The 19,273-nt window shown below is 62.2% G+C and carries 11 protein-coding genes; all 11 read right to left on the bottom strand.

Annotation, left to right across the window (positions count from 1 at the left end; all coding sequences use genetic code 11):
• Positions 1 to 284 precede the first annotated feature (284 nt).
• Positions 285 to 3,869 (bottom strand): glycosyltransferase, encoded by a 3,585-nt coding sequence (locus tag LOY22_RS07710; protein WP_258597041.1) that lies wholly within the window; start codon positions 3,867 to 3,869, stop codon positions 285 to 287.
• 211 nt (positions 3,870 to 4,080) lie between these two features.
• Positions 4,081 to 6,876, bottom strand: a complete 2,796-nt coding sequence (locus tag LOY22_RS07705; protein ID WP_258597039.1) for a glycosyltransferase — start codon at positions 6,874 to 6,876, stop codon at positions 4,081 to 4,083.
• Between the two features lie 57 nt (positions 6,877 to 6,933).
• The gene (locus LOY22_RS07700) at positions 6,934 to 10,500 is read right to left on the bottom strand and encodes a glycosyltransferase (RefSeq protein WP_213602065.1); all 3,567 of its coding nucleotides are present in this window, start codon (positions 10,498 to 10,500) and stop codon (positions 6,934 to 6,936) included.
• 72 nt (positions 10,501 to 10,572) lie between these two features.
• The gene (locus tag LOY22_RS07695; RefSeq protein WP_093385639.1) at positions 10,573 to 12,147 is read right to left on the bottom strand and encodes a flagellar hook-associated protein 3; all 1,575 of its coding nucleotides are present in this window, start codon (positions 12,145 to 12,147) and stop codon (positions 10,573 to 10,575) included.
• Between the two features lie 13 nt (positions 12,148 to 12,160).
• Positions 12,161 to 14,209 (bottom strand): flagellar hook-associated protein FlgK, encoded by a 2,049-nt coding sequence (gene flgK / locus LOY22_RS07690; RefSeq protein ID WP_045200252.1) that lies wholly within the window; start codon positions 14,207 to 14,209, stop codon positions 12,161 to 12,163.
• Between the two features lie 10 nt (positions 14,210 to 14,219).
• Positions 14,220 to 15,419, bottom strand: coding sequence for a flagellar assembly peptidoglycan hydrolase FlgJ (gene flgJ / locus LOY22_RS07685; RefSeq protein WP_258597034.1), 1,200 nt, complete (start codon positions 15,417 to 15,419; stop codon positions 14,220 to 14,222).
• 11 nt (positions 15,420 to 15,430) lie between these two features.
• Positions 15,431 to 16,540, bottom strand: coding sequence for a flagellar basal body P-ring protein FlgI (locus LOY22_RS07680; protein WP_010224970.1), 1,110 nt, complete (start codon positions 16,538 to 16,540; stop codon positions 15,431 to 15,433).
• A 12-nt stretch (positions 16,541 to 16,552) separates the two neighbouring features.
• Complete coding sequence (gene flgH / locus LOY22_RS07675) at positions 16,553 to 17,248, bottom strand: flagellar basal body L-ring protein FlgH (protein WP_258597032.1); 696 nt, start codon at positions 17,246 to 17,248, stop codon at positions 16,553 to 16,555.
• Between the two features lie 54 nt (positions 17,249 to 17,302).
• Entirely contained in the window at positions 17,303 to 18,088 is a 786-nt protein-coding gene (flgG, locus tag LOY22_RS07670; RefSeq protein WP_045200246.1) for a flagellar basal-body rod protein FlgG, read from the bottom strand.
• A gap of 45 nt (positions 18,089 to 18,133) precedes the next feature.
• Positions 18,134 to 18,874 (bottom strand): flagellar basal body rod protein FlgF, encoded by a 741-nt coding sequence (locus LOY22_RS07665; protein ID WP_045200237.1) that lies wholly within the window; start codon positions 18,872 to 18,874, stop codon positions 18,134 to 18,136.
• A 189-nt stretch (positions 18,875 to 19,063) separates the two neighbouring features.
• Positions 19,064 to 19,252, bottom strand: a complete 189-nt coding sequence (locus LOY22_RS07660) for a hypothetical protein (RefSeq protein WP_195883366.1) — start codon at positions 19,250 to 19,252, stop codon at positions 19,064 to 19,066.
• Positions 19,253 to 19,273: the final 21 nt, after the last annotated feature.

Below are 19,273 nucleotides of genomic sequence, written 5' to 3'. Positions count from 1 at the left end.
TGGTAACCAAGGGCTTGCGAGCCTGCGCGCACCCCGCCCGCCAGTACCGCCCGACGACTCAATAGATTAAAGATGCCCGTTTCGACTGCCAAGTCACTGTTGCACAAAGATTACCCATCACAAATGTCAGCCATTGGCACTTTGTGACTATCAAAGATTGCTAGTTTGGCGGGTGTCGACGCTGCGAAAGGCACCCCGGGAGGCTGGCGACACGGGACGAGCACGCCATCCACCGGGCTGCCGATCGACTCGGGCAACGCGGTGGACGCGGGGTCAGCTGGGGATCAGGCGGGCAACCAGGCGCTGCGCCAACGCTGCAGATGATCCTCGTCGAGCATCCAGCACCGATGAACGGCATCCCTGAGCTCATCACCGCGGCGCTGGGCAGCATCAAGATTGACCAGGTGCAGGCCAATAGCCTCGATCCAGTGCTCGTAGCTGTTGTGCACACGGGACACGGGCAAGTCGTCCTGCTCCTGGCCGATGTCGCTACAGATCACCGGCACGGCGCATGCGCCGAACTCCAGTTGACGCTGGTTACCTCTGCAAACATTGAACAGGGTCTGCTGCAGCGGCACCAGAGCGAGGTCCAGGTTCAAGCCTGCCAGCTTTTGTGGGTACTGCTGAACTTCGACACCCTCGTGGTACTCGTGTACATAGGGCCGCAGGCTATTGGGGCAGAAGCCGAAGAAAACCCACTCGACATCCGCAGTCAAGGCCTTGATAACGGGCGCGATAACCTCCAGGTCACTTGCCTGCTCGCTGCTGCCGACCCACCCCAGGCGAGGCCGGCCAGCCGTTCGGCGCTGCCCCCTTATATGGCGCCAGGCGTCGATCGACAAGCGCGTCTCGACCACCCGGATATCGCCATGCAGGCCGGCAAACGCCTGTGCCAGCGCCGCCGTCGGCACCACCAGGCGGTCGACGCACCCCAGGGCTTGCTGCAGGCTGTGGAACACATCCTCGCCCAGGCCCTCACGGCGGGCACTGCCCACCGGCAGATCTGGCAGGTAGTCGCTCAGCTCCAGAACCGTAAAGGCACGCGAGAACGCCTGAATCCGCCGCATGACTTCAAGGCGCGGTGCATCCAGCCCACCCTGGAACACCACTACATCCGCTGCCAGGCGCTCCAGCTCGACCAGGGGCGTCAACCCCGGCGACACCCGGCCATCGATGTAACCGGCAGCCTTCAAGCCATTGAATGGACGCACTACCCGCGAATAGCCCAGTTCACCCTGATCAAGCGGATGGACCACCAGCACCGGCATCTCTCGCTGCCCCTGTGGCGGCTGCCAGGTCGACTGCAGGCTGGCGACCTTGAAGCCACCGGCATGGGCCAGCGACAGATGGCGGTTGTAAGCCGGATCATGGGCCAGCACCGGCAACCAGCGCGCATACAGGGCGTCCTCTTCTTCCACACTGGCATCGGCCATTGCCGGCCTGTCGATCAACAGTTGTGCATGAGGCGTCCAGACGTTGAGGTAACCGGCCTGGCGCAGGCGCAAGCACAGATCGACGTCCATCCAGCGCGCCAGTGCAGGCGCCTCGTCAAACCCGCCGGCCTCGACAAACAGGTCGCGGCGTACCATCAGGCATTCACCGCTGAGCGCCGAGTAATTCTGATCGACCGTGAGCCGCTGCATGTAGCCGGAGTCGCTGTGAGCGTAGCCGGCAAATACCCGTCCCACCGGCCCGCGCAAGCCCAGAACCAGCCCAGCGTGGTGAATCCTGCCGTTCATCGACAGCAGCTTGGCGCCCACGGCTGCGACCTCCGGACGCTGGGCGTGATTGAGCAACTGCTGCAACCAGCCCTTGGCAATCGGCGCCGCTGTCGCATCCAGCCACAGCAGGTACTCACCGCGTGCCAGTCGCCCTGCGTCATTGCGCAACAGTGCCGGGCACTGGCCCTGGGCAAAAGACAGCACCCGCAACTGATCGCCACCGATTTGCTCGATCCCCTGCAACCATTGGCGCACTTGCGGTTCGTCACTTCCCGGATCGAGCAACAGGACCTCGTAGCAGGGGTAGTCGGTGTGCTGCAACAGCGCCTCAATGCAGCGCTGGAACTGTTCGAGGGCACCATCGAGCAAAATCACAATGCTCACCATGGGCTGATCGGCATGCCCATAGTCCAGTCGATAGTGGCCAGGCAGGTGCGAATCGACGTGCGCCTGAGCATAGCCCCGGGCCTTGAGATGACGCCCTACCACCTCCCGCTCGCTGGCGCAGTCAGCGAAGCGCAACGCTTCGCTGACCAACAGCGGCTCACTGATATGCTCGATACCACTCAAGCCGCGCTGCTCGACCAGGCGCAGCTGGTACTCCAGCTCGAACGCCTGGCCACAGCCGGTATCGAAGCCGCCTTGCGCCAGGAACTCGCTACTTCGCAACAGCCAGTGCGGCGAGACACTGGCCGGCAGGCTCAAAAGCAGATCAAGGTTCAGGTCTGGCCGAAGCGAAATACCCAACGAGCCGTTGCCCATGCGCATGGCTTCGTCAGCGTAGGCGGCAACACAGGCATCGGCTGCATTGACAAGCTCCAGGGCCACCAGCAACAAACCGCCAGGGGTGAACTCGACCCCCGCCTCGACCACCATGAACCAGTCGCAGCCGCTGTCGGCCACGACCCTGTTGATGACCTCGCTACGCTGCGCTGCCTGGCACGGCCGGTGGTGCACCGATAAACCCGGCACGTCTGACGCTGGCGTCGCAGCCCCGAGGGTCACCACCTGCAGGTGGCGATAAAGGCACTGATCGGGAGCAAGGCTCTCAAGGGTACGCATCAACGCCTGATCAGCGTCGTCACTACCCAGCACCAGCACGCCCAGCATCGGCGCGCGGCCGCTGGCCAGGCGCTGCATCAATGCCGCGCGTTGCGGTTCTTCGGGGCAGCGCTGCTCGAGCCAGGCCAGCATGCCTTGCTTGTCCGCCAGTGCCTGCTGTTGCGCTGCCGCCTGGGTTTTTTCAATGAAGACATCCAGCTGCTGCCAGAACGGCTCGGTGACCGCGACGTAACGCTGCAAGGCCCCCTGCACCCCGGCACGGGCAACCTCCAGCGCATCGGTTTCATCCGACAAGGCAAAACCTTGCCTGCCGAAGAAGATACCGTCGAGAAACACCTGATCGACGCTGTGCCCGGCCATGAAGATCACCGGGCAACCGCATAGCACAGCAATGGCACAGGTCATCGACCATTCATAGCTGTACAGCACTTCGGCACTGCGCAGGACCTTGGCCAGTTCAACCAGCGACAGCGGGTTGGCAACACTGAGCAGGCGAATGCCTGCCGGCAGCGAGGCATAGTCCACCTGATCCAGAGGATGCCGGTTCTGATACAGGTAATGCCCCTGGCGAGGCACGCTAGGATCAGGTGCATTGAACAGCGAGATATCGATAATCGGGAAGCACAACAGGTCGGCGACACTGACCCCCTTCTTGGCGGCGATCCGCGCATCGTAATAGAACAGCAGATCGTCCGGCTCTTCCTCCATCGCCCTGCCCGTCAGGAAGCCCTCGACGTTCAACAGGTAGCGTGCGACTACTTTGCCGCTGAGCGGGTTGCCGCTGGTGACTTCCGGATAGACCGTAATGGGCACCTTGCCGCTGGCGATATGGCGATCGGCGGTCGCCTGGTCGAGCAGTGGCGTTTTCAGCTCGGGGTTGACCACCTTGCCGCCGCAAATATAGGCCTCGCGGCCGCTCAGGTTCAACGCGTGGCACAGGTAATGAAGCGTGCAGACTCCTGAAGACGTCTCCCGGTAATCCGGCGCCGCAATATAGTAGGGATGCGCCGGCTTGGTATAGATCAGCTGCAAGCGAGCCATCGCCTGCTCAAGCCTATACCCATCAACGCCCAGGGTATTCGACATCTTCAAACTCCAGAATTGGTTGGAAACCCGACAGCCAAGGACAGGTTGCCCAGGCAACGGCGGTGGCCTGCGAGGCGAACTGTCAATAATCTGCCATCGCCCCCCTGCCAGTGCAGGAGCACAAGGCTGTAGACACGGGGGCTTAGCGAATCGCAGGCATGAAAAAGCCGGGCATTGCGCCCGGCTTTGCATATTTCGCGCCAGAGGCCTGTTAAGGCAACCACTCCAGCACGCCGTTGCCACCGGCCACTACTACACGCGAACCGTCAACGCCATGCTCGACATCGACTACAACTCGGGTGCTGAAGGCTGCCGGCCAGCGCTGGACCAGCGCTTGGCACTGTTCCCGCGCAGGCAATGGCACTGCGACGTTAAGCACTTGCGCCTGGGGTACGCAGATCGCCAGCAAACCGGCTTGTGCAGCCTTCAGGCACAGGTCGACATCGGTACCACCCGCAAGCTGTTCATCCAGCCCGGCACACTGCTCGAACAACGCCTTGCCCACCATCAGGCAGTCGGCCGACACCGCCTGGCAACCTCTTACCGCTTCCAGCCCGGGCAATGTCACTCGCACACGCGAAGCACCCTGCCGGGCATTGCGTACCAGGCCACTGCCGAGCAGCTCGTAACCGGCATGACTGATGACGCCATCGCGATCGAACATCTGGCAACCGACAACACCCACCTCAGGGCGCTGAGCCTGGTTGAGCAGGGATTCGATCCAGGCCGGCGACACCACCTCGCTGCGGCTCGACATCAGCACCAGGTACTGCCCCTGGGCCTGGGCCGCAGCCTGGTTGACCATCTGTACCCGCACCGACGACTCACAGGCAAACAAGCGCACCCGCGATCCCAGCCCCTGCACCGTGGCAAGGCCTGCGGCTACCGCCTCGGCATTGGCCGCCTCGCAGGTGACGATCACCTCGTAACGGGCATAGCGAGTACGCTGGACCACGCTTGCCAGGCTTACTTTGAGCTGCTCGAGATCGGAATCGGCAACCAGCACAATGCTCACTTGCGGGGTCTGCGGATGACGGAAGTCAACCTGGAAGGTACCGTCGGTACTTTCGTTGACCTGGCCACGGTAACCCAGCACGTTCAAATGACGCTTGAGGGTGGTCAGGGCTTGACCAGCCATCGACTCCGGCGCTTGCTGGCCGATCACCAGGTACTCGTCCAGGTGGGCCATGCCGCTGATACCGCTGGCTTCGACCAGACGCAGGAGCAGATCGAATTCCAGCGCTTGCGCACAGTCTTCACTGTAACCGCCCAGGTCGACAACGGCCTGGCGACGCACCAGCCAATGCCGGGCCATCAGGTCAGGACGACTGCGCAGCAGGTCCAGGTCGCAACCAGGACGTACGACGCTGAGCAGGCGCCCGTCGCTGTCGCGCTGAACTTCGTTGGCACAGATCGCATGGCACGCCTGGGCGCCAGGCAGCTCGACCTGCAAACGCAACAAGCCGCCGGTAGCCAGTACATCGCCCGCCTGCAACATCAGCAGCCATTCGCTGGAAAGCTGGCGTACCACCTGGTTCAGGTGCGCAACCATGTTGGCCGGCGTAACCTTGATAAAGTGCAGGGCATCCCGGGCCGTGGTGATGGCCGGCAGTTCGCCGGCCTTGAGCACGACAATCTTGAAGTTGCGCAAACCGCTGGCGACCAGGCTGTCGAAGGTATCCTGCAAACCTGCGTTATCGTCCGCAAGATCGATCACCACAAAGGCTGTCTGCGGCGCCGGGTTTTTCCCCAGGTGGGCAAAAATGCGCTCGCGGGCGGCGCTGTCCGGGGTGGCCGCAGCGATTGCCGCCAGCACCTTGCCCGAAGGCGTGCTCGCCAGCTGCGTCTGCACAGCGGTAGCCGGCAGCAATTGGAGCTGCTCCAGCCAGGTGCCAAGGTCGCGGCGCAGCCCCTGGTCCTGCTCGCCCAGGCCTGCCAGCAGGCGCTGGCAAACCTGCGGGTTGAACACACCCAGTGCAAAGGCCTGCCAGTAGCGGGCCATGAGGCTCTCGGCGGTATCGTTGGGATGCTCGGCAAGCAATGCTTGCTGCCGTACCCAGGTACCTTCCAGCGCCCGGCTGTGAAGCTGTCCGGCGGGCCAGGCATGGACCATGAACTCGCTCGAGCGCAACTGACCGAACACGCTGCCGTTGTAGTACGGCATATCGACAAACTGGGTTGGCTCGAACGTCACTTGTGGTTCGGACGACAGGCTGTCCCAGCGCGAAGTGAACAGCAATGGCGCCTCACAGCGCGAGTGGGTATTGCGCACGAAGGCATTGAGGACTTCGAAGCCCCTGGCACTGGCAAATACCGCTGCCTGCTCGCCATCCCAGTGCTGGAGCTGGCGCACAGCCTGGCTCAGCAACTCTTCGCGAGCCTGCTCGGAAAGACTCCAGGGACGGTATTCGACCATCGCACTGGTGTGCGCCAGCAGCCGCGATGCGCCCTGGGCCAGCAGCCCATAGGAAACCGCCACACACCAGCTATCGAACGACAGGTTCGCCGGCACGCTGCGCACCGCGGTTTTCAACACCTCGGTCCTGATCACTGCCCGCCACGCCTGCAAACCGTACTCGGCATGCACGGCAATACGCCCCAGGGCGTTGCTGGCATGCAACTGAGCCTTGGGCGCAGAGCCGATCTTGTAGTAGTCCACGTCGCCATTACCAGGCTGGTAACCCAGCGAGTAACCTTGAGCCATTACGTAATCGGCGTCGCCTTGCAAGGCTTCCACCGCCGCAGCGATGCCATCGGTCAGGAGGAAATCACACTCCAGGGTCAGCACCGCAAACGCGGTATCGACCTGCTCCAGGGTCTGCAGCACCTGCTCGGACCAGTCACCGACCGACGTTTGCGACGCCGGCGCTGCGAGTGTCTGCAGGTGTGCAAAGCGCGCCTGGTAATAGTGAGCGGCGCGCCCTGAATAGCCAGGCTCGTCCTGACCCAGCAAGACGACGGTGACGTCATCCAGCAGCGCTGCACAACCGATTGCTTGTTCGCCCATAGTGCACCTAGTTCTCATGTTATCTGTCATGGCCAGCATCAAGGCCGGCCACTGTCGTTAATCGGCCAACCAGGCGTTAGCCCAGTGCTGAAGCTTGTCGGGTGTCAGCATGAAGTCGCGCAGCACCACTTCGCGCAGGGCATCGCCCAGGCGATAACTGGCCTGGGGATCGTCCAGATGCATGCGGATCGCTTCCAGCCAGGCCTGCGTCGAGTTGCCGGCCACCCGCGTACAAGGCAGGTAGCCCTGATAAGCCTTGGTATCGGAACACACCACGGGGAAGCCGCAGGCGCCATACTCGAGCAAGCGCAGGTTGCTCTTGCAGTCGTTAAACAGGTTGGTTTCCAGCGGTGCCAGCGCCAGATCCAGGTTCAGGCTCGCCAGCTTCTGCGGATAGAGCGACATGGCAATGCCGGTGTGGTACTCCTTGACGTAGGGCCTGAGCACCTCCGGGCACATACCAAAGAACACCCAGTCGACCTCGTCGGCAAGCTCCCGGACCACCTCGGCCAGCAGCTCCAGGTCACCTTGATGGCTGGTGCCCCCAGCCCAGCCGACACGCGGCTTGAGGGTGGTTTGTCGATGACTCTTGAGGTCGCTCCACATGTGCATCGCCAGCATGTTCGGCACCACCCGGATATCATGGTGCATGCTCGACAGCGCATCAGCCAGCGGCTGGGTCGACACCACCACACGGTCGCACAGGGAAATGCCGCGGCTCACCAGTTCGCGCATGTTCTGCGGCATGTTGCGGCTGTGCGCATTCTTTTTCGGCACGTCGATGATGTAGTCGTCGATCTCGTAGATTCGCCGCGCACTGGAAAAGGTTTTGACCCGCTCGATATCCCGAATGGTACTGGCCATGTAACGGCACTGCAGGATGATCGAGTCCGGCTTGCAACGCTCCATTTCGATAGTGTTGGGCGTGGCGTAATCCAGCTGACCCTGGATCCAGCCGGCCCGCTCCAGCTCGGTAAATGGCTGCACCACCCGGTAATGCCCAACCGCCGTGGTGTTGACCGGCAACGCCAGCACATAGGGCAATGGCCGGCTGATGAACGGGTCCCAACCACTACGCAAACCCGGTTCCAGATTGTAGCTGGACAGCTTCAGGCTAAGGTTGCGGTTGTAGGCCGGATCGTTGGCCACCAGGGGCAGCCAGCGCTGGTAGAAGGCGCGTTGGTCCCGTTCTATCGCCTTGGTGTCGACAACCTGCTCGACTGGCAGGCGCGCCACCATCGAAAACGGTGTCCAGACCACCAAGTAACCCTGCTCACGCGCACGCAGGCAGAAATCGGCGTCGAGCAACTCAACGCTGAATGCCTGGACATCCAGACCACCCAGCGCATCGAACAGGTCGCGCCGCACCAGCAGGCAATGGGCGCTGACAGCGCTGAGGTTCTGTACCGCAAGCAAGCGGTTCATGTAACCACCGGCATCGACCGGCTGACCGTAGAACGGGCTTCCCGCCAGGCCATGCACACCCAGCAGCAGCCCGGCATTGACCACCATGCCGGCGCTGCTACACATCTTCGGACCGACAATGCCGACTTCCGGACGCTGGCCCTGGCGCATCAATTCGCTCAGCCACTGGCCATCGAACATCAGGCAGCCAGGGTCGACCAGCAACAGATAGCTGCCTCGCGCCTGCTCGGCGGCCTGGTTGATCAGTTGCTGCCCGGCGCTGTCCTCGGACTGGACAATGTGCAACTGATCGCTGCCCAGTTGCCGCATCGCAGCAAGCCAGGACTGCAGATCCTGAGGCTCGTCACCCTTGGTGGCGATCAGTACTTCATAGTTGCGGTAGGCGGTGTGTTCGAAAATCGATTCGACACAACGCCGAAGCGCCTGCAGGTCTTGCCCGGCCACGATGATGATCGACACCGCGGGCGTATCAGCGTGCTGGTACAGCACTCGGGTCAACATGCTGTTTTCGGCCGATACCAGCTCGGCCTCGATACCCAGGCGCTGCAGGTGCGCCTGCAATACGCGTGGTGCCTGGGCCAGGCAGGCCGGCTCGGACTGCCAGCTGGAATAGCTGTACTGACTTTGCACCAGCAGTTCGGCGACGTGCTCGACCACCTGCAAACCATGGCTTTCAACCATCCGCCAGAGCAGATCTTGCGGCGCCAGGACGTCATAATCAGCCGTGAAGCCGCCCAGCTCCAACAGCCGGGTCCGCTCGAAGGCCAGCATTCGTCCGACGTAGGGGAAGCTGCGCATCAGATCGAGGTTGAAGTCGGGTTTGAAGATCGGCTGGCCAACCTGCAGGTTATCGTCACTGCCCTCATCGGTGTACAGGCACAACCGGTCCGTGTGCAAGGCCAGGCGCTCGGCCATGATCACCAGGGCATGAGGATGCAGGCGATCACCGGCGCGTAGCAGCAACACCCAGTCTGCCGATTCGGCCCTGGCGATCCGCGCATTGAGCTGTTCAAAACCATTGCCACGCAAAGCGCTGTACTCGACACCCGCATCACTCGCAGGCGGCTCTTGAGTGCCAAGCACCCAGACCTGATGCGGCGCATAAGACTGGGCGGCCAGGCTGTCGAGTGTCGACTTCAACGGCATCGCCTCGCCCTGTGGATCGAACACCACAGCAACGATGCGCGGTTGTCGTGGCCATTGCTCGATCCGTTTGGGCAGCAGGCTGATCTGCGCGGGCGACAAAGTGCGGCACTCAAGCCACTCGGCATAGAGCTCGGCAAAGCTCAGGCTGTGGGTACCGACTTGCTGCTGATAGTGGCCCATCTGCCCGGCGTACAACCGGGTCAGTTCATATTCGTCCCACTCCAGCGTCTCGCCTGGGCGAAAATCCTCAAGCGCCACGTAGCGAATCCAGCCGGTGGCCGGCGGCGCTTCGCCGGTGTTGGCGGCGAGCATCTGCTGCAACCATTCGCTCTCGGTCTTGTGTGCAAGGGTGATGCCGGCCTGATGGCTCAGACGTCCGGCATGGACCCGCTCGATACTGAGCATGTTAGACAGGTAGGCCAGGTGCCCACGGCGCAACAGGCACATGTACAGCGCCATGTCCAGGCGCGCAACGAACCCTGCGCCCTGCTGCACCAACTGCGGCAGGTACTGCTCTACCGCAGCCCGGCGCATGAGCATGTGACTGATGCCGCCAAACAGGTTGGGAACCTTGCTGGTGACCGCATCGAGCATGTCACCGCCGTTGAGGATCGCGCTGCAAGGGGCAATCACGCAGTTGGCCGGCCGCGGCGGCAACAGCGTCTCGTCCGCCGCGCAGATCAGCCGGTGGTTGACCACCATGTTGACCTCGGGGCAATCGGCCATGATCCGCGCCTGTTGCTCGATGCAGTTTTCGATCAACCAGTCGTCGTCACAAAGAAACTTGACGAACTCGCCCCGGGAGTGCTCCAGGCATTGCAGCAGGTTACCGGCAAAGCCCAGGGTCGCGGGGTTGCGCGAATAGCGCAGTTCGCAGCTTGCCTGCGCAACCCTCTCATCGAAAATGGCCTTGATCTCGTCCCCCTGACTGTCGTCGCAAACGATGACCTCGAGGTTGGTGTAGCTCTGGGAGATGGCACTGAGCAGCGCGCGACTGAAGAACTCGGGGTTGAAGGCAGGAATGGCGATGCTGACGAGGGGTTGTTCGATCATAGTGGTAGGCCTGGAGAGGGTTCCGGGTGATGCCGGCAGGGGCATCACCCGGTGATGTTGCGCAAAGATGTATCAGAGCCGGTTGAACAGGCTCAGCGAGGAGATCTTGGTGAACGCCAATTGCGACGCCTGCAGCATTGTCTGCTGCAGGTTCAGGCGGATCAGCACATCGGCCGGATCGGCGTCGCGGATCGAACTCTGGGTCTTGGTATTGGCCATCTTCAGGCTTTCGTTGGTATCGGCCTGGACGTCCAGGGCGGCACCCCGGGCACCGATTGAGCTGATCGCCTCGGCAACCTTGTTGGCGCCGCTTTCCAGGTTACCGATGGCCGACTGCAAAGCCCCCTGGTATTTCTGCCGCGCCGCCAGGTTGTTGTCGACCGGCAATTCAAGCGCCTTGCGAAACTCCGAGATGGTGTCGAGGATATTCTGGGTCTGATGGGTATCGACCTTGACCGAGAACTGGTCGCCGCTAGCCGGCACTGCCGAGAAGTCGAAGTCGACACCGGCAATATTGGCCTTGGTCGCCGGGGTACCGGTCAGGTTGCCAGTGGCCACCGGGCGCGCATCCGGCCCCATTGGCTGGGCATACACTTCATAGGCCGAGGCACTGGTGAACTTGATGATCGCGCCACCGCCAGGAAAGGCATTGTGGTACGCCGTCTGGTCGGTAATCTTGGCTCCGGTGATCTGCGATGACGAGGTATTGCCGGCGCTGCGCGAGCCACTGACTTCGTCGGGTTTGGAGCTTAGCGAGAAGCTGTGACCGGCGATGACCGCGTCCGGGTTGGCCTTGTCGGCATCCGTCAGGTTGATGTCCAGGCGCATCTCGACACCACGGAAGGTGATGTTGGCCGGCTTTTTCGGGTCGAAGGCGCCTTCACCGGTGGCTTCCAGGGTCACGTCGTTGTTGGCTGCGTCAGTGATCTTGAACTGCGTGCTGCTGGTGAAGGTGATGGTGTACGGCTCGCCACCACGGAAACGATCGTTGTACTGGGTGCTGCCGGAGACCTGGCCATTGGACAGACTGACACGGCCGTCATCCACGGCCGGCGAGGTCAGCTTGGTCTGGCTGCGGCTGGTGTTCAGCGCCTGTTCGAACACACTGTAGCCACTCTCGTTGGTAGCCATGGTGAGCATGTCACCGACCTGCAGGCTCAGGGTGCTCTGGTCGCCCTGGTAGGTGTAGGTACCATCGGCATTACGCACGTAGGGCGGGGTGTCGCCACGGGAGCCGGAGAACAGGTATTTGCCGTTCTCGTCACGGCTGTTCATCAGGCTGTAGAGCTGCTCTTCGAGCTGGGTCAGTTCCTGGGCATCGGCCTTGCGGTCGGCGTCGGTGTAGCCACCGCTGCCGGCGCTGATGGCCAGTTCCTTGACCCGCGCCAGGATGTTGGTAATGCCGTTGAGGGTCGACTCGGAGGTGCCCAGGCTGTTGCGCACGTTGGTGATGTTGCCATCGTACTGGTCGATCAGGTTGCTCTGCTGTTGCAGTTGCAGCAGGCGCGCAGCCCCTACCGGATCATCGGCAGCGGTACGCACACGAATGTTGTCGCTGGCCTGCTGGCCGGTCTTGACCACGTTGGAAAAGTTGCGCTGATAGTTCGCGGAGCTGGTTTCGTAAAACTGGGAAGTAGAAATACGCACGGTCTACCACTCCTTAAAGGGCGTTGATCAGCGTGGAGAAAATTTCCTGCGCCGCTTTGATGATTTGCGACGAGGCCGTGTAGTACTGCTGGTACTTGATCAGGTTGCCGGCTTCTTCGTCGAGCTGTACGCCCGACAGCGAATCGCGTGCGCCCCGGGCCGACTCATGCAGGGCGCCGGTAGAGTCGACGTCCATCTGCGCCTGGGCGGTCTTGCCGCCGACGTTTTCCACCAGCTTGCCATAGGCGTCGGTGAGGCTGATGCCCTTGCCGTTGGCGCCGACTTCAACCGTACCTTTGGTCTGCAGGTCGATCAGCGCCTGGCCGTTGCGGTTGTTGTCCGAACCCGAGCCGGTCATGCCGATGGTGTAGTTATCACCCTGCTTGGGTGCACCCGAGACGCTCATCTCGAAGGTGAAGGACTTCTGGTTGCCGCTGGCATCCTTGATCGGCGCGCCGGTGGAATCGACCATCGGCACCGAGAACTGCAGTTTGTTTTCCTGACCGGGAATAATGGTGCCGCTACCCAGGGTACCGCCCTTGGCATCGAGCAGCTTGTAGGTCTGCGGGTTGGCCTTTTCGTCACCGAACACCAGCTTGACCGGGGTCGAGTACTTCAGGCCATTCTGCAGATCCAGGCGCTGGGCCGGGTCATAGATGTCCAGGGTCGAGGTCAGGTTGGGCTGTCCGATGATCCCGGTGCCCTGGTTGCCGGCACCACTGGTAGACGTCAGCGGCGATGCCAGCGCCAGGCGCTTGGGGTCGGTAAGGACGGTGTCCAGGTTGGTCGCGGCATTACGTGTCGGGGTGATCTTGAAGGTGTCACCGGCCTGCAGCGCGCCGCCATTGAGGTTGAGGCTGAAACCGTCGATGACCGGTGCCGGATCGTCATTGAGATCATAGGAACCGACCACGCTGCCCTCCGGCAGCTTCTTGACGCTGTAACCCGTGGCGCTGGTGAAGGTCACCTGATAGTCGCTGGTGCTCAGCTTGCCGGTGTCCTTGATGGTCACATCGAGGTTGCCGGAGCCTGCGCTGTTGCCCGCCTGGGCAATGCTGCGCTGGCTGATCAGTTCGGGGCTGTTGATGTTGTTGAACAGGGCCGCGCCGAACTCGCCGTTCTTGTCGATACCCTGGGCCAGCTGGCTGTTGATCCGGTCGGCCATGACCAGGGCCACGCGCCCCAGCTCGTTCAGCGACGGGTCGAGCACTTCGCTGCGATAGCGCAGCAGGCCGCCGATCTCGCCACCGCGAAGGCTCGAGGTAACGTCCATGGTGGTGCTGCCACGGTTGAGCTGCACGACAAATCGGGTCGGGTCGGTCTTGCTCGGCGCGGTCTCGAGGTTGTTGGTGGTTTTACCCAACACCAGCGGCTGGCCGTTTTCCAGATAGATATCGAGGTTGCCTTCGCGCTCGACCACCTGGGTACCGACCAGCTCGGAGAGCTGACGTACCGCCTCGTTGCGTTGATCGAGCAGGTCGTTGGGGGTGCCCTGCACCACCGCCACCTTGGAGATCTGATCGTTGTACTGGGCAATGGTTGCCGTCAGCTTGTTGACCTGGTCGGCCATCGAAGCGAGGTTGCCATTGATGTTGCTGTTCTGCTCGTTGAGCTGGCTGGCGATGGTGTTGAAGCGCTTGCTCAGCGATTGCGCGCTGGTCAGCAGCAGCTGACGCGAGGCATCTTCATTGGGCTTGGCAGCAGCGCTCTGCAAGGCACTGAAGAAGCTCTTCAAGGCACCCGTGATACCCGTGTCGGCGCCCGACAGCATCTGGTCGATCGGCCCGACCTGCTTCAGGTACGAGGCGGCATCGCTGCTCAGCGAGGTGGTGGTACGCAACTGGTTTTCAAGGTAGGCGTTGTACACCCGACGCACATCGGAGAGGGTCGTGCCGGTGCCGATGAACACACCGCCAACCTGCTGCGCGCCGTTGGACCGCTGCACATTCTGCTGGCGCGAATAACCGGCAACATCGGCATTGGCAATGTTGTTACCCGTGGTGTGCAGGCCCGCCTGGTTGGCGTTGAGCCCCGACATCCCGATGTTGATCAAACTCGCCATGGTTCAAACCTTATAGTTTCGTTGTAGTGCCAATCGCTGCGTAGCTTTCGTACGATTTCATCTGTTTGGCGATCTGCGAAATCTTGCTCGCGTAATCCGGGTCGGTTGCGTATCCGGCTTTCTGCAGCTCGCGTACAAACTGTTCCGGTTTATCGGCAGCCTTGACCGCTTCTTTATAGCGGGCGTTGTTCTGTAGCAGGCTGACCAGGTCATGGAAGCTGTCCTGGTAGGAGTCGTAGGAACGGAACGCCGCGGTCTCCTTGACGAACTGACCGTCACGAAACTCGCTGGTGATCGCCCGCGCCTGGCCGCCCTGCCAGTTGCCGGTAGCCTTGATGCCAAACAGGTTGTGACTGCTGCTGCCATCGGCCTGGCGCATGACCGATTTGCCCCAACCGGTTTCCAGCGCCGCCTGGGCCACCAGGTAGCGCGGATCGATACCGATGCGCTTGGCAGCCTGCTCGGCCATTGGCAGCATGGTGGCAACGAATTCATCCGACGAGCCGAATGCGCGCTTGGCCGGCGCCAGCGGCGGCTGGGCCACGGCGCGGCCATAAATGCGCATCGAACCCGGCGCGGCAAAGCTCTGTGCCGACTGCCAGTCACCCTTGACCACGGCATCGGTCATGGCCGTGGTGCGTTGCGGAAAGGCTGCGGTGTTGGTGGTGGCAGCGACGGCACCGGCGGACGGCACGATGCCGGCCAGCAGGCGATCGGTGAGTTTGCCCGGCAGCGCCAGGCGCCGCGAGTTGAGCGCCGCCATGTCGTTGCGGGTGACGGCGGTTTCTTCGCTGCGCGCAGGCTCGGCAACCTTGCTTGCCCACAACGGCCGCTGCTGGATATCCACGCGCGGGAACGGGCTGTTGTTGCTCGCAGCGCTGGCCTTCTGCTTGGACAGCTGGCGCATCAGCACTTCCTGCAGGCCGATACCGCCGCCCTCGCGGGACATGCTCACCGCCAGCTGCTGGTCGTACATCTGCTGGTACTGCTTGGTGGTCTCGGTGTTGAGCGGGTTGTCCTTGGCCAGCACATCGCTGGCCGAGCGCATCGACTTGAGCATCTCGTTGAGAAACAGCGACTCGAATTCCTGGGCCACCTTGCGCAGGTTGGCATCGCTGTCGCGATCACCAACCTTCAGCGAGTTCAGGCGATTGAGGTCGGTGTAGGCACCACTGTCGGCGGCATTGAAAGCACTTTTAGGCATATCCATGGCCAGCCCCCTCAGATCACGATCAGGTCGGCTTGCAGGGCGCCGGCCTGTTTCAGGGCTTCGAGGATCGCCATCAGGTCACCGGGCGCAGCGCCCACCTGGTTCACCGCACGGACGATTTCATCCAGGGTGGTACCGGGGCCGAACTTGAACATCGGCTTGGCTTCCTGCTCGGCATTGACCCGTGAGCGCGGCACCACGGCAGTCTCGCCATTGGAGAACGGCCCCGGCTGGCTGACGATCGGGTCTTCGGTAATGGTCACGGTCAGGCTGCCGTGGGTGACCGCCGCCGGCGACACCTTGACGTTCTGGCCAATGACGATGGTACCGGTACGCGAATTGATGATGACCTTGGCCACAGCCTGGCCCGGATCGATCTCAAGGTTCTCGAGAATCGACAGGTAGTCGACCCGCTGGCTTGGATCGAGCGGCGCGGTAACCCGTACCGAACCACCGTCCAGGGCCTGGGCCACACCCGGGCCGAGCAGCTCGTTGACCTTGTCGACGATGCGCTTGGCGGTGGTGAAGTCCGGGCGATTAAGGTTCAGGGTCAGGCTGTTGCCCTGGTTGAAACCACTGGGCACGGCGCGCTCGACCGAAGCACCACCGGGGATGCGACCGGCCGACGGCACGTTGACGGTAATCTTCGAGCCGTCGCGGCCTTCGGCATCGAAACCGCCGACCACCAGGTTGCCCTGGGCAATGGCGTAGACGTTGCCATCGATACCCTTGAGCGGAGTCATCAGCAGGCTGCCGCCGCGCAGGCTCTTGGAGTTGCCGATCGAGGAGACGGTGATATCCACCACCTGCCCCGGCTTGGCGAACGCCGGCAGGTCGGCATGCACCGACACCGCGGCAACGTTTTTCAGCTGCACGTTGCCCGAGCCTGGCGGCACCTTGATGCCGAACTGCGAGAGCATGTTGTTGAAGGTCTGCAGGGTGAACGGCGTCTGGGTGGTCTGGTCACCCGTGCCGTTGAGCCCCACCACCAGGCCGTAGCCGATCAGCTGGTTGGTGCGCACGCCGGAAATGCTGGCGATGTCCTTCAGACGCTCGGCCTGCACGGCGAACGCAGTGGACAGCAGAATCGTAGCGGCAATCAGCTGCTTGAAGTTGAACATGGTCATCCGAACCTAGAAAGGCCAAAGCGGGCTGATGAAGAACCGGTCAAACCAACCAGGCTGGCTGGCGTCGGCAAACGAGCCGGTACCCGAATAGGTGATGCGCGCATCGGCAACACGGGTAGAAGGCACGGTGTTGTCGGTGGCGATGTCATCGGCACGGATCATCCCGGCGATACGTACCAGCTCATCACCGGTGTTGAGGGTCAGCCACTTCTCGCCGCGCACGGCAATGATGCCGTTGGGCAACACGTCGGCCACGGTGACAGTGATCGAGCCGGTCAGGGTATTGCCCTGAGCCGCCTTGCTGTCGCCCTTGGTTGCACGGTCGCCGCTGTAGCCGGCACTGAGGCTCAGATCGCCATCACCAAATGGATTATTGGTGGTCAAGCCACCGCCAAACAACGAGGTCAGGCCGATATCGGCCTTGCTGTTCTTGGCAATCTGCGAGTTGGCGTTCTTGCTCGCCTGGGTGCGCTCGTTGAGGGTAATGGTGATGATGTCACCCACCCTGAAAGCCTTGCGGTCGCTGTACAGGTTCTGGTCGAAACCGGCCTGGTAGATCGAGCCGTTGTTGGCCACCGCCGGCAATGGCGTGCGCGGCAATACCGGCGCGTAGTAAGGATCGTTGGGCTTGGGCGTCGGCGCGACGCAGCCGGCCAGCAAGGCGATCCCACTCAGGGCAAGCACGGATAACAAACGACTCATGACTCTGACCTCACGGTGTAACAGGCGCCGTTCAAGCGACCTCGAAGACTTCACTTACAGGTTCTGGGTAACGTACGAGAGCATCTGGTCGGCGGTGGAAATGACCTTGGAGTTCATTTCGTAGGCCCGCTGGGTGGTGATCATGTTGACCAGCTCTTCAACGGTGCTGACGTTGGAGTTTTCCAGGGTTTGCTGCTGCATCACGCCAAAACCGTTGAGGCCCGGGGTACCGATCTGCGGCGCGCCGCTGGCGGCGGTTTCCAGGAACAGGTTGCCGCCCATGGCCTGCAGGCCGGCCGGGTTGATGAAGTCGGCGGTCTGGATGTTGCCGATGATCTGCGCCGCCGGGTTGCCAGCAGTGGTGATCGACACGGTGCCATCCTGGCCAACGGTGAAGGTCTGCGCCTCTGGCGGCACGACAATCGCAGGCTCCAGGGCAAAGCCGTTGGCGGTGACGATCTGGCCGTCGGAGTTCAGGTGGAAGGTACCGTCGCGGGTGTACGAAACCGTGCCGTCCGGCTGCAGGATCTGGAAGAAGCCACGACCGTTGACCGCCATGTCCAGCGGATTCTCGGTGGTCTGCAGGCTGCCGGTGCTGAAGTTTTTCTGGGTGCCGACAATGCGCACACCGGTACCCACTTGCAGACCCGACGGCAGCTCGCTGTCCTGGGTCGACTGGGCGCCTGGCTGACGCTTGATCTGGTAGAGCAGGTCCTGAAACTCGGCGCGATCACGTTTGAAGCCGGTGGTCGAGACGTTGGCCAGGTTGTTGGAAATGGTCGTCAGGTTGGTGTCCTGGGCGGACAAACCGGTTTTACTGACCCAAAGAGCCGGAAGCATGCTGTTCTCCTCGCGCGCCTGTTTTACGGCGCTACGTCTGTGTAATTAGCCGATCTGCAAAACCCGAGCCATGGCTTCGTCGCCTTCCTTGGCCGTGGTCATCATCTTGATGTGCAGTTCGAATTGACGGGACAGCGCCAGCACCGAGGTCATTTCCTCGACCGCATTGACGTTGCTTGACTCCAGGAAACCGGAAACCACCTGGACGTTGGCGTCGGCAGGCGCGGGCTGGCCGCTCTTGGTGTGGATCATGCCGTCCAGGCCCTTGGTCATGGTCTTGAGGTCCGGATTGACCAGCTTGATGCGGTCGACCTCGGCCATGACCCGCGGACCCTCGCCCATGGCGCGGATGCTGATGGTGCCGTCCTGGCCGATCTCGACCTTCTGCTCTGGCGGCACGGCAATCGGCCCGCCATTGCCCATCACCGGCATGCCGTTGCCGGCGCGCAGCACACCCAGGCCGTCAATGTTGAGGCTGGCGGTGCGCACATAGGCTTCACTGCCATCCGGGGCCTGCACGGCGATGAAGCCGTCGCCGCCGATGGCGATATCCAGGTCACGGCCGGTCTCTTGCATCGAGCCCGGGCTGAAATCGGTGGCCGGGCGCTCGGTCATGGCGTAGGCCCGCGCCGGAAAGCTGTCACCAAACACCGGCATCGAACGCGCCTGCTCCAGGTCGCGCTGAAAACCGCTGGTGGAAATGTTCGCCAGGTTGTTGGCATGGGCCTTTTGCGCCAGCGCATTCTGGCTGGCGCCGGTCATGGCCACGTATAGCATCTTGTCCACAGTCATCCTCCGCTGCGCTGGCGAACACTTGCCGTCCGCCGCTGCTCTGCAGTGCCTGTAGCAAGTTTCAAACCAACTTTTGCAAAAGACCCAAAAGCCCAATAGAACAAGGGTTTCAGCGCTGCGCGAAGACTCGCATGGAGAAAGCGCCGTCGAAATTACGGCGCCGGTTTGCCGCTAGCGGCAAGCTTAGTACTCGCGGCAGGCCGCGTTATTGAAAGGACCGGCAAAACGCTTCCAGCCCTCGCCCGGGGAAAACTGCGCGCACACCAGGCGCCCGGTGACCTGGCTTTCCCAGCGATACCAGGGCGCGGCATCGGCCCAGACCTGGCTCATCAACAGCACGGCAAACAGCGCCAGCAGCCATCGCTGCAACATGATCGATACCCCCGAAATACA

The sequence above is a fragment of the Pseudomonas sp. B21-035 genome, assembly GCF_024748945.1.
GTDB lineage: Bacteria > Pseudomonadota > Gammaproteobacteria > Pseudomonadales > Pseudomonadaceae > Aquipseudomonas.
This window is presented reverse-complemented; position numbering and strand designations above follow the sequence as displayed.

Excerpts from the sequence above, each read along its gene's own strand:
- LOY22_RS07710 (WP_258597041.1), bottom strand. The coding sequence starts at position 3,869 with ATGTCGAATACCCTGGGCGTTGATGGGTATAGGCTTGAGCAGGCGATG.
- LOY22_RS07660 (WP_195883366.1), bottom strand. The coding sequence starts at position 19,252 with ATGTTGCAGCGATGGCTGCTGGCGCTGTTTGCCGTGCTGTTGATGAGC.
- LOY22_RS07700 (WP_213602065.1), bottom strand. The coding sequence starts at position 10,500 with ATGATCGAACAACCCCTCGTCAGCATCGCCATTCCTGCCTTCAACCCC.
- flgJ (WP_258597034.1), bottom strand. The coding sequence starts at position 15,419 with ATGGATATGCCTAAAAGTGCTTTCAATGCCGCCGACAGTGGTGCCTAC.
- flgK (WP_045200252.1), bottom strand. The coding sequence starts at position 14,209 with ATGGCGAGTTTGATCAACATCGGGATGTCGGGGCTCAACGCCAACCAG.
- flgH (WP_258597032.1), bottom strand. The coding sequence starts at position 17,248 with ATGAGTCGTTTGTTATCCGTGCTTGCCCTGAGTGGGATCGCCTTGCTG.
- LOY22_RS07680 (WP_010224970.1), bottom strand. The coding sequence starts at position 16,540 with ATGTTCAACTTCAAGCAGCTGATTGCCGCTACGATTCTGCTGTCCACT.
- flgG (WP_045200246.1), bottom strand. The coding sequence starts at position 18,088 with ATGCTTCCGGCTCTTTGGGTCAGTAAAACCGGTTTGTCCGCCCAGGAC.
- LOY22_RS07705 (WP_258597039.1), bottom strand. The coding sequence starts at position 6,876 with ATGGGCGAACAAGCAATCGGTTGTGCAGCGCTGCTGGATGACGTCACC.